The following is a 15,864-nucleotide window of genomic DNA, read 5'->3' on the forward strand; positions in this document are numbered from 1 at the left end:
AATACGATGCAACAAAATAATACAAAAATAAGTAATGGTGTAATGCTAAATGTTTATCCAGATAGTATTGGGGTAAAATTTAGTGATACTATAGCCATGCTTAAAATGGCCAAGTTTAAAGAGGTGTTTTCTTTAATTTACGTTTTACCCACCTTTTTTAATAGTGATTTAGATAGAGGTTTTTCTATTATTGATTACAATATAAATAAAGATTTAGTTGACACAAAAGATTTAGAAGACTTGAATGAGCTTCAGATTAAACTGAAATTTGACATTGTGTTAAATCATCTTTCTGTAGCTTCTCCTCAGTTTAAAGATATGCTGCAACACGGTAATGAATCTAAATTTAAAGATTTTTTTATCAACTGGAATGAGTTCTGGGATGGTAACGGAGTGAAAAATGAAGATGGAATTGTAATTCCGGAACCAGAGTTTCTGAATAAATTATTCATGAGAAAGTCGGGTTTACCCATATTGAAAGTCCGTTTTCCGGATGGCACAGAACAACCTTATTGGAATACTTTTTATCAACAAATAACTTACAATCCGATTGCTGTATCAGATTTACAAAATGTAAAAGGATTAACAGAAGAGCAAAGTCTATTTATTGTTGCTGTAATTAATACCGCAATTAAGGCGAATCAAGATTTTACGACCATTGATTTTGAAGATTGTACTCCTTTTAAATCAGAAATTTTACAAATTGTTGAACAAAAGCGTTCATATTTAGGACAAATGGATGTCAATGCGGCATCGCCTCTAGTATGGGATTTCTATGAAGAGACATTAAAGAAATTAAATGGTTATGGTTGTAATATTCTTCGGTTAGATGCTTTTGCTTATTTGCATAAACAAGTAGGAGAATCCAATTTTTTTAATAAACCAGGAACTTGGGAATATTTAGAGCGTATTAAGAAAATAGCACAACAAAATAATTTGATGCTGTTGCCAGAAATTCACGCCGAATATGGTTTGCATTTACATGATGAGGTAGCTAATAAAGGATATTATATTTATGACTTTTTCTTACCTGGTTTAGCGATACATACTATCGAAAATAAAACGAGTAAAGCCTTATTAACTTGGGCTAAGGAAATTATTGCTAAAGGATACAAAACAGTAAACATGCTTGGTTGCCATGATGGAATACCTGTTCTAGATTTGAAAGGCAAGGAGGTAAATGGCGCTTATAATAAAGGATTGTTAGAAGATACCGAGATTGAAAGTATCATGAATACGATCATGGAGCGTGGTGGTCGTGTAAAGAATCTTTATGATCCCTCAGGAAACAAAATTTCTTATTATCAAATAAATGCTACATTTTTTAGTGCACTAGGGGAAGACGAACAAAAGTTGCTTCTTGCGAGAGCCATTCAAATGTTTATGCCAGGAATACCGCAGGTTTGGTACCTAGATATTTTTGCAGGTAAAAACAATTATGAAGCAGCAGATAATGGAGGTAGTGCCGGACATAAAGAAATTAACCGTACCACATTGACCATGCAGGATATTGAACAAGGGTTGAAAACTGAAGTTGTAAATAAACAACTAGAAATTATGCGATTAAGAAATACTTCAAATGCATTTTCAGGTCATATAGAAATAAATGATGCCGTGGATACTATTATAGATATCAAATGGGTAAATGGTACAACAGTTGCGCACCTAAAGGCAAATCTTGAAACCAATGGTTTTACAATTGACCATACGGAAAATGGAATTACAAACACTATGAGTTTTTAAATTTCAAACTGTAATCGAAAAATTAGGTGTGTTAAAATATCAAAATAAAGATTAGGCGCACGCTTCACGAAGTTTCATTTTCTTGAAACGTGAGTTGAGCGAAGTGTGCGCCTTTTGAGTGAAATGCTTCCGCGCATTTCGCTCAAAATAATTACTGAAGTGATTTAAAATCTGATTTGTTCAAATGATTAAAAAATAAAACATGAAGAAAAATGCCGTCAAAATTGCGATGTATCTCAACTATTTTGTTTTTGCAATTTTGCTGAACAGCGTAGGAATTGTAATACTAAAATCGCAAGCAAATTATGGAGTAGATGAATTGCAAGCCAGCATTTTGGAAGCTTTCAAAGATTTGCCTATTGCGATAGTTTCTTTTTTGATAGCTTCTTTTTTACCACGTATTGGTTATAAAAAAGCCATGCTTATTGGATTAGCATTGGTTTCTGTGGCTTGTGTAAATATGTATTTTGGAAATTCTTTTGGAACAGCAAAGGTACTATTTGCAACGGTTGGAGTTTCATTTGCCTTGATCAAAGTTTCTATTTATTCATTAATAGGGACAATTACGGAAAATCAGAAAGAGCATAATAGCTTGATGAGTAGTATTGAAGGTGTTTTTATGATAGGAATTGCCTTAGCTTACTTTTTATTTCCAGCTTTTAATTCGGATATAAATCCAGATTCATGGTTAAATGTGTATTGGTTGTTGGCGGGGCTTTCATTAGTGTCATTTGGATTTTTATTTTTTACCAAATTTGAAAATCAAACCGAAATTCCGGGTGCTAATTTGATCGATGATTTTGCACAAATGTTCAAATTATTTGCTCAGCTTCTAACAATTGTTTTTGTAATTAGTGCTTTTTTGTTTGTAATGATTGAACAAGGAATAATGTCTTGGTTGCCCACATTCAATAGTAAAGTGCTGCATTTGCCACAAAATATTAGTATAATGATGGCGAGTATATTGGCAATTACTTTAGCGGCTGGAAGACTTTTAGCGGGTGTGATTACAAAAAAAATAAATTGGATTTGGGTACTCAGTTTTTGTGTCATAATGGCGATGTTACTTGTTGTTTTTTTACTTCCCAAAACAATTGGGTTAGAGGTAAAAGAAATCAATTCACTTAGCGATATTCCATTAATAGGGTTTGCATTCCCGTTGATTGGACTTTTTATTGCACCAATTTATCCACTTTTAAATTCGGTTGTTTTGAGTGCTTTGCCAAAAAAAATGCACAGTTCAATGACGGGTTTAATCGTTGTTTTTTCAGCTCTTGGTGGTACAATTGGTTCCCGAATAATTGGTTATTTGTTTAAAAACGAAGGCCCTGAAAATGCATTTTTCTATACTTTAATTCCTATGTCATTGCTGCTTGTTTCTTTTTTTATATTAAAAAAACTTACTTCTAAAATATGAATTTTTCAATTAACGTAGACAAGGTATTTCGTGAATTACTACTTCAGGAAGATACCGATAATGATAAAAAAATCACTAAAGATGATAATGGTCCCAAAAAGTTTGCTTTAGTAGATGAAAACACAAAACATGAAATTGTTATTGTGGGAACGTATCATTTGTCAAATTTACTTCAAGAATTAGCTTTGTTGAAAGAAAATAAAGTAGAAAAAGGGGAGGTGGATTTGAGCCGTATTCAAGAGGATCCGGTTGAACGAATTTCAAGAAAAATTAGAGAAGACTATTGGAATGAATTGACTAGAACTATTGACAGGAAAGGTTTAGATCAAATTCTTCAGGACGAGAAAACGACTAATGAAGTTCCTACACTTTATGTTTCTGCAAAAGACAAGCAAGGTGTTGTCTATTTTCAGGAATTGGAAAAAGAACTGAAAAATTTTAAAGTAAGTATTTTACCCGAAAATTTTTCAATGGAATATGTTGATACATTGAATAGTAAACCGGGTATTTTGGCTTTGGCTTTAGAGCAAAAAATATACAGTTTACAAGGAGTACCTTTTGTGGTTCCTGGAGGAAGATTCAATGAAATGTATGGGTGGGATAGTTATTTTATTGGGGTTGGTTTAATTATCGATAATCAATTGGAAAAAGCAATGTCAATTGCTGAAAACTTTAAATATCAAATTATACATTACGGTAAAATTCTAAATGCGAACAGAAGTTATTACTTAACAAGAACGCAACCTCCTTTGTATTCTTCCTTATTAATTGAAATTGCAAAAAATAAAGTGCCAAGTTTAGAATGGTTGCGAAGTCATTTGGAAACAGTTATTTTGGAATATAATACGGTTTGGATGGTTCAAGGAAACCGATTGACTCCAACAGGTTTAAATCGTTACAAAGCTGATGGTGTAGGAATGCCGTTTGAAGTAGAACCGGGGCACTTTGATGATGTTCTTGAACCGTTTGCTAAAAAATATAATTTGCCAATTCGGGAGTTTGAAAAACAATATTTAAACCGAACTCTTGTTGATGCGGATCTTGATGTCTATTTTGTTCATGATCGTAGCTTGAGAGAAAGCGGTCACGATACAACCGATAGACTTATAAATACATGTGCCAATTTAAACTCGGTAGATATCAATAGCTTTCTTTATAAATACGAAAAGGACATTGCGTATTTGGTAAAAGAGTATTTCAATAATGTTTTCCAAGTTGGAGATGTGACGTATACTTCGGAAGAATGGGAACATAAAGCACTTTTTAGAAAAGAGAAAATTGATGAATTGTGTTGGAATGAAGAATTAAGCATGTATTTTGATTATGATTTTGTAAATAAAAAACAATTTCCATTTGAAGCAGCAACTACATTTTTTCCTTTATGGGCTGGGTTATGTAATGAACACCAAGCTAAAAAACTAGTAGAAATAGCCTTGCCGCAATTTATAAAAACAGGGGGAATTACAGGAAGTACAAAAGCGAGTAGTGATAGTTTTTCAAAAGACGGACCACAACGACAATGGGACTATCCGTTTGGTTGGGCACCACATCAAATGTTATTGTGGGAGGGTTTGATTAAATATAAATTCTTCAATAAGGCTCAGGAAATGGTTTACAGATGGTTGTGGTTAATTACTAAAAATGCAGTTGAATATAACGGAACTATTCCTGAAAAATTTGATTTAGAAATAAGTTCGCATAAGGTTTTTGCTGAATATGGTAATGTGGGAACCGAATTTGATTATATCGCCAAGGAAGGGTTTGGTTGGGTGAATGCATCATACCAATACGGTTTGGAAATATTGAGTGTCAATTTGAAAGAAGAACTAAATAAACTGACTTCTCCCGATGAATTGTTTTAATGTGAAATAAATAAATAAATAAATAAATAAATAAATCATTTGAATGCTATTTTTTTTAACTTTATAATAAATTAAACCTATCTATTATGACTGTTAATCAAATATTAAGCACAAAAGGGAAGGAAGTGTATTCCATACTTTCCACTAACACTGTATACGAAGCATTGACAGTGATGAGCGAAAAAAACATTGGAGCAATTCTTATTATTGAAGAAGGAATTCTCAAAGGAGTTTTGTCTGAAAGAGATTATGCCAGAAAAATTGTTTTGAAAGCTAAATCTTCAAAGAAAGCATTGGTTCATGAAATTATGGAGGCAAATGTAGTTACAGTAAAACCATCCGATAATTTAGATTATTGCATGGAATTAATGAGTACTAAAAGAGTACGACATTTACCTGTTTTAGAAAACGATACTGTCATAGGAATTATATCTATAAGTGATGTTGTAAAAGCAATAATAGAAATTCAAAAAGATACAATTCAACATTTAAATTCATACATCACACAATAAAAATTTTATAGTCCAATAACTAAAATAGCTGCAAATTTTTGCAGCTATTTTTATTTGTTTTTGCGGGAAGTATCTGTTTTTTATAAAAGAATAGGATAAAAGCTGACTTTTTAAACCAAGTCTTCTATCTTTGTGTGATAGCAAAAAATCTAAAACAATGGATAAAAACAGTAAAAGAAGAGAAGCATTATTATACCACGCAAAGCCAACTCCTGGTAAAATTCAAGTAGTTCCCACTAAGAAATATGCAACACAAAGAGATTTATCTTTGGCTTATTCACCTGGTGTGGCCGAGCCATGTTTGGAGATTGCTAAAGATGTTAACAATGTTTATAAATATACTGCAAAGGGGAATTTAGTTGCTGTAATTACCAATGGTACTGCAGTCTTAGGGCTTGGAGATATAGGTCCTGAAGCATCTAAGCCAGTAATGGAAGGTAAGGGATTGTTGTTTAAAATATTTGCCGATATTGATGTATTTGACATCGAAATTGGGACAAAAGACATTGAAGAATTTATCCAAACTGTAAAGAATATAGCACCAACTTTTGGTGGAATAAATTTAGAGGATATTAAAGCTCCTGAGTCTTTTGAAATTGAAAGAAGATTAGTAGAAGAGTTGAATATTCCGGTAATGCACGATGATCAACACGGAACTGCAATTATATCGTCGGCCGCTTTATTGAATGCATTAGAGTTGGCTAATAAAAAATCAGAAGATGTGAAAATGGTAGTTTCGGGAGCAGGTTCTGCGGCTCTGGCTTGTGCCGATTTGTATGTTTTGTTAGGGGTAAAAGTCGAAAATATATTGATGTTTAACAGTAAAGGAGTTTTGACAAAAGACAATGCTTCCCTTTCTGCTTTACAGCAAAAATATGCCAAAGACATAAAACCAATGAGTCTTGAAGAAGCATTAGTTGGTGCCGATATTTTCTTAGGTTTATCTACAGGAGGAATTATGTCTCCACAAATGTTGATGGGAATGGCCGAAAATCCAATCGTTTTTGCAATGGCAAATCCAGATCCTGAAATTGATTATAATCTGGCTGTCGCAACTCGAAAAGATGTTATCATGGCTACGGGGCGTTCTGATTTTCCTAATCAGGTGAATAATGTTCTTGGGTTTCCATATATTTTTAGAGGGGCACTCGATGTTCGTGCAACTAAAATAAATGAAGAAATGAAGATGGCAGCTGTAAAAGCACTAGCTTTATTAACTAAAGAATCAGTTCCTGAACAAGTAAATGTTGCTTATGGAGCTACAAAATTAATTTTCGGAAAAGAATACATTATTCCTAAACCATTCGATCCAAGGTTAATAACTATTGTAGCACCAGCTGTTGCAAAAGCTGCTATGGATTCAGGGGTAGCATTAAATCCTATTACTGATTGGAAAAAGTATGAAGAAGAACTTTTAGATCGTTTAGGGAATGATAATAAAATGGTTCGATTGATTACCAATAGAGCTAAAATGGATCCAAAAAGTATCGTTTTTGCGGAAGCTGATCATTTAGATGTTCTTAAAGCAGCTCAAATTGTATTGGAAGAAGGAATTGGTTTTCCAATTTTATTGGGAAATAAGGAAATTATTTTAGAATTAAAAGAAGAGCTAGGTTTTGATGCGGATGTTCAAATTATAGATCCAAAAATAAAAGAAGAAGAGCCTAGAAGAAATAAGTTTGCCAAAACCTATTGGGAATCAAGACAAAGACGTGGAATATCTTTATTTGATGCTCAGAAATTAATGCGTGAAAGAAACTATTTTGCCGCGATGATGGTCAATGAAGGTGAAGCTGATGCGCTAGTTACAGGTCATTCCAGAAGTTATCCGTCTGTTGTGAAACCCATGTTACAACTTATTGAAAAAGCCCATGGCGCTTCTCTTGTAGCTACTACAAATATGATGATGACGGCTCGTGGACCAATGTTTTTATCTGACACTGCAATAAATATAAATCCTTCTGCAGATGATTTGGCAAAAATTGCTATAATGACAGCAAAAACAGCAAAAATGTTTGGAGTTGAACCAGTAATAGCAATGATATCTTATTCTAATTTTGGTTCTTCAACAAATGAAAGCGCTGCAAAAGTTAGGGAAGCAGTTGCTTATTTACATAAAAACCATCCGGAAATGATTATAGATGGTGAGTTGCAAGCTGATTTTGCTTTGAATCCTGAAATGTTAAAAGAGAAATTCCCGTTTTCAAAATTAGCAGGTAAAAAAGTAAATACTTTAATTTTCCCTAATTTAGAATCGGCTAATATTACCTATAAACTGTTGAAAGAACTGAATAAAGTTGATTCAATAGGACCAATAATGTTAGGAATGGGAAAACCAGTTCACATATTTCAATTAGGAGCAAGTGTAGAAGAGATGGTTAATATGGCAGCTATTGCTGTTATTGATGCTCAGGAAAAACAGAATAAAAAAATAAATGTAGGGTAAGGTTGCTTTTAGAACAAGGGCATCTAAATTAATTTTTGTTAATTATGTGCTAATTTTATTATATTTGGTCACATATTTTATAAAAAAATGATTACACACATACAAGGGAAATTAGTCGAAAAGACACCAACACAAGTAGTTATTGATTGTGGAGGTGTTGGGTATCATGTAAACATATCCTTACATACATACTCGTTACTCCCTAATGCAGACTTTATAAAATTGTATACGCATCTTCAAATAAAAGAAGATGCGCATACTTTGTTTGGTTTTGTAGAAAAATCGGAAAGAGAGATTTTTAAGTTATTATTATCTGTTTCAGGTATTGGTGCCAGCATTGCAAGAACAATGTTGTCGTCATTAGATCCTAAACAAATTACAAATGCTATTGCATCAGGTGATGTTGTCACAATACAATCTATTAAAGGAATTGGGAGTAAAACGGCACAGAGAGTAATACTCGATTTGAAAGAAAAAGTATTAAAATTGTATGATTTAGATGAAGTTTCTATGTCGCAAAGCAATACAAATCGAGATGAAGCGTTATCTGCTTTGGAGGTATTAGGTTTTGTCCGAAAAACTTCTGAACGAATCGTTGAAAAAATTGTAAAAGAGGATCCAGATGCGTCTGTTGAATCAATTATTAAAAAAGCTTTAAAAAACTTATAAAGGCACCCAAAACACGGATTATATGCATAAAATTTGTACTTTTTTGCTAGTCATATTTTGTGGTTATGTATCGCAAGCTCAGGTGACACCAGCCGCTCAGGATACAATTAAAACTGGTTTCTCTACAGGGAAAGTTCAGTTAAAAGATCCACAAAGTGTTCTTTCAGCCTATACGTATGATCCAGTTACTGATAGGTATATTTACACCAATTCAGTTGATGGATTTTCTATTAATTATCCCATAATACTAACTCCAAAAGAGTATGAAAACTTGGTTTTGAAAGAATCTATGAGAGATTATTTCAAGAAAAAAGCAGATGCTATTGATGGAAAAAAAGAAGGCAGTGAAGCCGCCAAAAAAGATTTATTGCCAAGATATTATGTAAAATCTGGGCTTTTTGAATCTATTTTTGGAAGTAATACAATCGACGTAAAACCTACCGGATCAATAGAAATGGATTTAGGAATGCGTTATACAAAACAAGACAATCCTTCATTTTCACCTAGAAACAGATCGAATCTTTCTTTTGACTTTAATCAAAGAATAAGTATGAGTTTGATGGGGAAAGTAGGGACGCGACTCAATGTAAATGCTAATTATGATACACAGTCTACTTTTGCTTTTCAAAACTTAATTAAGTTAGAATACGCTCCTTCAGAAGATGATATTATTCAAAAAATTGAAGTCGGAAATGTAAGTCTACCTTTGAATAGTTCTTTAATTAGAGGTGCTCAAAGTTTATTTGGAGTAAAAACACAATTAAAATTTGGTAAAACAACCGTTACAGGTATATTTTCAGAACAAAAATCCCAGACAAAAAGCATCATTGCTCAAGGAGGTGGGACGATTCAGGATTTTGATATGTATGCATTGGACTATGACAATGACCGACACTTTTTCTTGTCACAATATTTTAGAAACAAATACGATGCATCCTTAAAAAATTATCCTTTTATTGACAGTAGAGTTCAAATTTCAAGATTAGAGGTTTGGGTTACCAATAAGCAAAATAGAGTAAATACTACCAGTAATAATTTGCGAAATATTATTGCACTTCAGGATTTAGGAGAAGGACGATTAACGGGTTTGGCAGATAATGAAGTGGTAGTGCTAGATCCTTCTACAGGTATCTTCAATAATCAAATTGATTCTCCTTCTGACAATTCAAATAATGATTACGATCCTGCCCAAATAGCTTCAGGCACGGGTTTGTTGAATAGTAATATACGTGAAATAGTAACTTCAAGTTCAGGTTTTAATGCCACAGTAAGTGAAGGACAAGACTATTCTAAACTCGAAAATGCAAGAAAATTAAATCCCAACGAATATACTTTTAATGCGCAATTAGGGTATATTTCATTACAACAGCGACTAGCAAATGATGAGGTTTTAGCGGTTGCGTATCAATATACAATTGGTGATAAAGTGTATCAGGTGGGTGAATTTGGTAATGACGGAGTCGATGCAACTGTTGTAACTGGGACTACTCAATCAAATCAGGCAATTATTACACAGAGTTTGATATTGAAAATGCTAAAAAGTAATTTGACCAATGTCAAAAATCCAGTTTGGAACTTGATGATGAAGAATATTTATCAGATTCAAGGCGCCTATCAAGTAAAGCAGGAAGATTTTAGATTCAACATTCTTTATACAGATCCATCGCCTTTAAATTATATTACTGAGGTTTCTGGAAGTCCTTTTCCGGTTAATCCAACAGCAGATAACAAAGTTGCTGAAACACCTTTGTTGAAAGTATTCAATTTAGATAAACTCAATTATAATAACGATCCACAAACAGGTGGTGATGGTTTTTTTGATTTTATGCAGGGCTTGACGATAGATGCTCAAAATGGTAGAATTATATTTACTACCAAAGAGCCCTTTGGAGAGCTTTTGTTTTCTAAATTATCAAATGGTGGAGAAAGTTATAATGATGTTAATTCGTACAATCCAAATCAAAAGAAATATGTGTTTAGAAACATGTATCGAAATACGCAATCTGGTGCTTTACAAGATAGTGATAAGAATAAATTTTTATTAAGAGGTAAATATAAATCTACTGGTGGCGATGGAATCCCAATTGGTGCTTTCAATGTTCCAAGAGGTTCAGTTGTTGTCACTGCTGGAGGAAGGGTTTTGGTTGAAGGAATTGATTACAGTGTGAATTATCAATTGGGTAGAGTTCAGATTTTAGATCCTTCGCTTCAAGCATCAAATACACCGATTAGTGTTTCTTTGGAAAACAATTCTGTTTTTGGTCAGCAAACCAGAAGGTTTATGGGTGTAAATGTTGAACACAAAATTTCTGATAATTTTTTGGTGGGAGCGACTTTTTTAAAAATGACGGAGAAACCATTTACTCAAAAATCTAGTTTTGGACAAGAATCTGTTAATAATACCATTTTTGGATTTAATACCAATTTCTCAACTGAAGTGCCATTCTTTACTCGATTAGTGAATAAATTACCTAATATAGATACTGATGTCCCTTCAAATCTTTCTATAAGAGGAGAAATTGCATTTTTGAAACCGGATTCCCCAAAAGCAGATCAATTTCAAGGTGAATCTACTATTTATGTTGATGATTTTGAAGGATCTCAATCAACTATTGATATGCGTTCTCCATATGCTTGGAGCTTGTCATCGACTCCAGAGAAAAACACTAGAAGTACTTATGATTTCAATGCTAGTGCCAATGATTTGAGTTATGGTTTTAAAAGAGCAAAGCTAGCATGGTACTCAGTAGATCCTGTTTTTTATACTCAAAAACCATCTGGAATTACAAATGAAGAATTATCTTTCAATACAACCAGAAGGATTTTTAGTGAAGAGTTGTATCCATTGACGGATATAGCGCAAGGACAATCCCAAGTAGTTAATACACTTGATTTAAGTTATTATCCTTCTGAAAGAGGTCCGTATAATAATAATGCAAATGTAGCTGCAAATCCAACTTCTAATTTTGGTGGGATTATGAGGTCATTGAATTCTACTAATTTCGAACAAGGAAATGTAGAGTATATTCAGTTTTGGATATTAGATCCTTATGTGGGAAGTGGCGAAATACCTCAGTCAAATACCGGTAAAATCTATTTCAATTTAGGTGAAGTCTCAGAGGATGTTTTGAAAGATGGTCGAAAACAATATGAAAATGGACTTGGACCAGATCAAATATTGGCAAATCCTCAGTCTATTTGGGGAGACGTTCCTGCTTCACAATCTTTAATATATGCATTTGATACTAATGCAGCCAATAGAACGAATCAGGATGTTGGTTTAGATGGTTTGGCTAATGCCAAAGAAGCTGCGATTTATAGTAATTTTGCATCAGAATCAGATCCTGCAGCAGATGATTACAACTATTATTTGAATGCTTCAGGAAATGTTTTAGACCGTTATAAAAACTATAATGGTGTAGATGGTAATTCTGCTGTTGATATTAATGATCCTAATAGAGGCTCGACTTCGTTTCCAGATGTAGAAGATATCAATAGAGACAACACCATGAATACTATCAATGCCTATTACGAATATAGTATTGATGTTAAGCCTAATATGAATGTTGGTCAAAATTACATTACCGATATCAGAAATACTCAAGTTACATTGCCTAATGGAGCTACAACAGAAGCTAGATGGATTCAGTTTAAAATACCAGTTTCACAACCTGAAAATACAATTGGAAATATCTCTGATTTTAGATCAATTCGTTTCATGAGAATGTTTATGACCGGTTTTAATGATTTGGTAACCGTTCGTTTTGGAGCACTGGATTTAGTTAGAGGTGAATGGAGACGCTATACTAGTGCGCTTGATTTTAATGATACGAATGTTGCAGATGATAAAACTGATTTAGATGTGTTAGCTGTAAATGTTCAAGAAAATAACGAAAGATGTCCGGTGAATTATATTACTCCACCAGGAGTAGTACGAGAACAATTGTACAACAATAATACGGTTATTAATCAAAATGAACAATCGCTATCGTTAAGGGTTTCTGGGAATGGATTGGAACCAGAGGATTCAAGAGCAGTTTTTAAAAATGTGAGTATTGATATGCGTCAGTTTAAAAAATTGAAAATGTTTTTACATGCTGAATCTTTACCAAATGAAATTGCGCTTCGAGACAATCAAATGGTAGGTTTTATTCGTTTTGGGAATGACTTTACACAGAATTTTTACCAAATCGAAATTCCTTTGAAAGTTACTGTCCCGTCCTCTTCATCCACTTCGGATTGTTCAGCATTAAGTGCCGAAACAGTTTGGCCAGAAGATAATGAAATTGATTTGTCATTAGCATTATTGACACAATTGAAGATTCAGGCAATGAGTATTGACAAAAGTACGCTTCCACTGGATGGGATTTATTATCAATATGAAGATGATCTTGATAAGTCATTGGCAAACAAAAGTAACAAGCTGAGATTGGGTATAAAAGGAAATCCTAATTTTGGCCAGGCACGAACTTTAATGGTGGGTGTGAAAAGTAATGAAACGCATCAAGACATTAAAGGAGAAGTTTGGTTTAATGAGTTGCGCTTAGCGGATATGGATAATAAAGGCGGTATGGCTGCTGTATTGAATGTAGATTCAAACTTTGCTGATTTTGCTACGGTATCTGCAACTGGTAAAAAAAGCACTATTGGTTTTGGAGCTTTAGAACAAGGACCAAATGAGCGAAGTAGAGAAGATACAAAACAATATAATATAGTTACCAATGTTAATTTAGGGAAATTATTACCTCCAAAATGGGGTGTTAATTTACCGTTCAATTACGCAATTGGTGAAGAAATGATTACGCCGGAATATGATCCTTTTAATCAGGATATCAAATTAAAACAGTTATTAAATAATACTTCAGATAAAGCCGAAAGAGATAATATTCAAAGTAGAGCAACTGATTACACTAAACGTCAAAGTATCAATTTTATCGGGGTTAGAAAAGAAAGAAGAGCAGAGCAGAAGCAACACGTTTATGACGTTGAAAATTTCACTTTTTCTCAATCTTTTAATCAGGTAGAGCGACATGATTTTGAAATAGAAGATTATGTAGATCAGCATGCGAATTCATCTGTAGATTACGCATATACTTTTCAGTCAAAACCAGTCGAACCGTTCAAGAAAACTGCTTTCATGAAGAAAAGCAATTACTGGAAATTATTAAGTGATTTTAATTTTAATTATCTTCCTTCTAATATTTCTTTTAATACCAATATTATTAGACAATTCAATCGCCAACAATTTAGACAAGTTGATGTAGAAGGAATAGGCTTGGATCCATTATATAGAAGGAATTTTGCATTCAACTACCAGTATGGATTTAATTTTAATTTGACAAAATCATTAAAATTAAACTATACGGCATCTTCTAGCAATATTGTAAAAAGCTACCTTAATAAGGATAATGAACCTATTGATAGTTTTACAATATGGGACAGTTATTGGAATATTGGGGATCCTAATCAGCATATGCAGCAATTGGTTTTAAATTATGAGATACCAATTAATAAAATCCCGCTATTTAGTTTTGTAAAAGCAAATTATTCTTATACGGGCGATTATAGTTGGCAACGATCTTCGAATGCATTATCACAAATAGAGATTGATGGTGCTAGTTATAACTTAGGAAATACGGTTCAAAATGCTAGTTCCAATAATTTGAATGCTACATTCAATATGGATGCATTGTACAAGTATTTAGGATTGACAAAAAACAATAATAAATCAGTTGTTAAGCCAAAAGCAGCTGCGCCAAAACCCGGTGAAAAAATTGTAAATACAAATACCCAGCAAATTGCAAAAAGCAATGAATTTGTTGATGGCTTAATTGGGGTTTTGACTAGTGTCAAAAACATTCAAATGAATTATACAGAGAATAGTGGTACAATATTGCCAGGGTATACACCAAGTGTTGGGTTCCTAGGTTCGTCTAGACCATCGTTAGGTTTTATTTTTGGAAGTCAAGATGATGTGCGTTATGAGGCGGCTAAGAACGGCTGGCTTACTAATTATCCTAATTTTAATCAAAATTATTCTCAAGTGACTAATAAGTTATTTAAAGCTACTGCAAATGTTGATTTGTTCCCAGATTTAAAAATCGATTTGTCATTGGATCGATCGTATTCCAAAAATTTTTCAGAGCAATATGATATAACTGATGGGCAGTATAATGCTCGATCTCCTTATAGTTATGGTCTTTTCTCCATTTCTACAGTTCTTATAAGAACATCGTTTTCAACAAGTGATGAAAATTCATCTGCAGCTTTTGATGATTTTAGAAGTAATAGACTTACCGTTGCAAATCGATTAGCAACCCAACGTGGAATAGATATTAGTAATCCGGTTAATCTTGATGCAGAAGGATATCCTGTAGGTTATGGTAAAAATAATCAAGCTGTTTTACTGCCTGCTTTCTTAGCGGCGTATTCCGGATCTAATGCTTCGGGAGTATCGTTAGGAATTTTTAGAAGTTTTCCAATACCCAATTGGGCAGTTAAGTACAATGGTTTGATGCGATATAATTTTTTCAAAAAGAATTTTAAGCGCTTTTCGATGCAACATAGTTATAGGGCTTCTTATACGATTAGTGCATTTAGATCTAACTTTGAGTATGATAAAACACCAAACGGTTCAGATGCGAGCGGTAATTTTTTCAATAGCACAATCATGTCAAATGTCAATTTAGTTGAGCAATTCAGTCCGCTTATTAGAATGGATTTTGAGTTGAAAAGTTCTTTAAAAGTGCTTACCGAAATAAAGAAAGATAGAGCTTTATCAATGAGTTTTGATAATAATTTATTGACCGAGGTAAAAGGTATTGAGTATGTTGTAGGGCTTGGTTACCGATTTAAAGATGTCATTTTCTCTTCTAGACTTGCAGATAATCCAACAGGAATTATAAAAAGTGATATTAACTTGAAAGCTGATCTTTCCTATCGAAACAATCAAACGATTGTTCGATATTTAGATTACGATAATAATCAATTAGCCGGAGGGCAAAATATATGGTCTCTAAAAATAACTGCGGATTATGCATTCAGTAAAAATTTGACCGCGATTTTCTATTATGATCATTCCTTTTCAAAAGCTGTAATATCAACTTCTTTCCCGTTGACAAATATAAGATCAGGATTTACCATGCGCTATAATTTTGGAAATTAATTTTTTAAAATCTAAACAAGATTTGAATTGAGATTGTTACATTTGTCACA

The 15,864-nt window shown here is 33.2% G+C and carries 7 protein-coding genes; all 7 read left to right on the forward strand.

The window, feature by feature from the left end; all coding sequences use genetic code 11:
* Positions 1-6: 6 nt before the first annotated feature.
* The 7 genes from T410_RS06805 (at position 7) to sprA (ending at position 15,814) form a co-directional block, all read left to right on the forward strand.
* Entirely contained in the window at positions 7-1,743 is a 1,737-nt protein-coding gene (locus T410_RS06805) for a glycosidase (protein ID WP_035669817.1), read from the forward strand.
* A 202-nt stretch (positions 1,744-1,945) separates the two neighbouring features.
* Positions 1,946-3,160, forward strand: coding sequence for a sugar MFS transporter (locus T410_RS06810; RefSeq protein ID WP_035669820.1), 1,215 nt, complete (start codon positions 1,946-1,948; stop codon positions 3,158-3,160).
* A complete protein-coding gene (locus T410_RS06815) occupies positions 3,157-5,022 on the forward strand; it encodes a trehalase family glycosidase (protein WP_035669823.1) in 1,866 nt (621 codons plus the stop codon). Before T410_RS06810 ends, T410_RS06815 begins: the two co-directional genes overlap by 4 nt.
* A gap of 86 nt (positions 5,023-5,108) precedes the next feature.
* The gene (locus T410_RS06820; RefSeq protein ID WP_035669826.1) at positions 5,109-5,534 is read left to right on the forward strand and encodes a CBS domain-containing protein; all 426 of its coding nucleotides are present in this window, start codon (positions 5,109-5,111) and stop codon (positions 5,532-5,534) included.
* Positions 5,535-5,691: 157 nt separating this feature from the next.
* Positions 5,692-7,980, forward strand: coding sequence for an NADP-dependent malic enzyme (locus T410_RS06825; protein WP_035669829.1), 2,289 nt, complete (start codon positions 5,692-5,694; stop codon positions 7,978-7,980).
* Between the two features lie 87 nt (positions 7,981-8,067).
* A complete protein-coding gene (gene ruvA / locus T410_RS06830) occupies positions 8,068-8,649 on the forward strand; it encodes a Holliday junction branch migration protein RuvA (protein WP_035669830.1) in 582 nt (193 codons plus the stop codon).
* Between the two features lie 22 nt (positions 8,650-8,671).
* A complete protein-coding gene (gene sprA, locus T410_RS06835; protein ID WP_035669833.1) occupies positions 8,672-15,814 on the forward strand; it encodes a cell surface protein SprA in 7,143 nt (2,380 codons plus the stop codon).
* Positions 15,815-15,864 lie beyond the last annotated feature (50 nt).

The organism is Flavobacterium sp. 83 (genome assembly GCF_000744835.1).
GTDB lineage: Bacteria > Bacteroidota > Bacteroidia > Flavobacteriales > Flavobacteriaceae > Flavobacterium.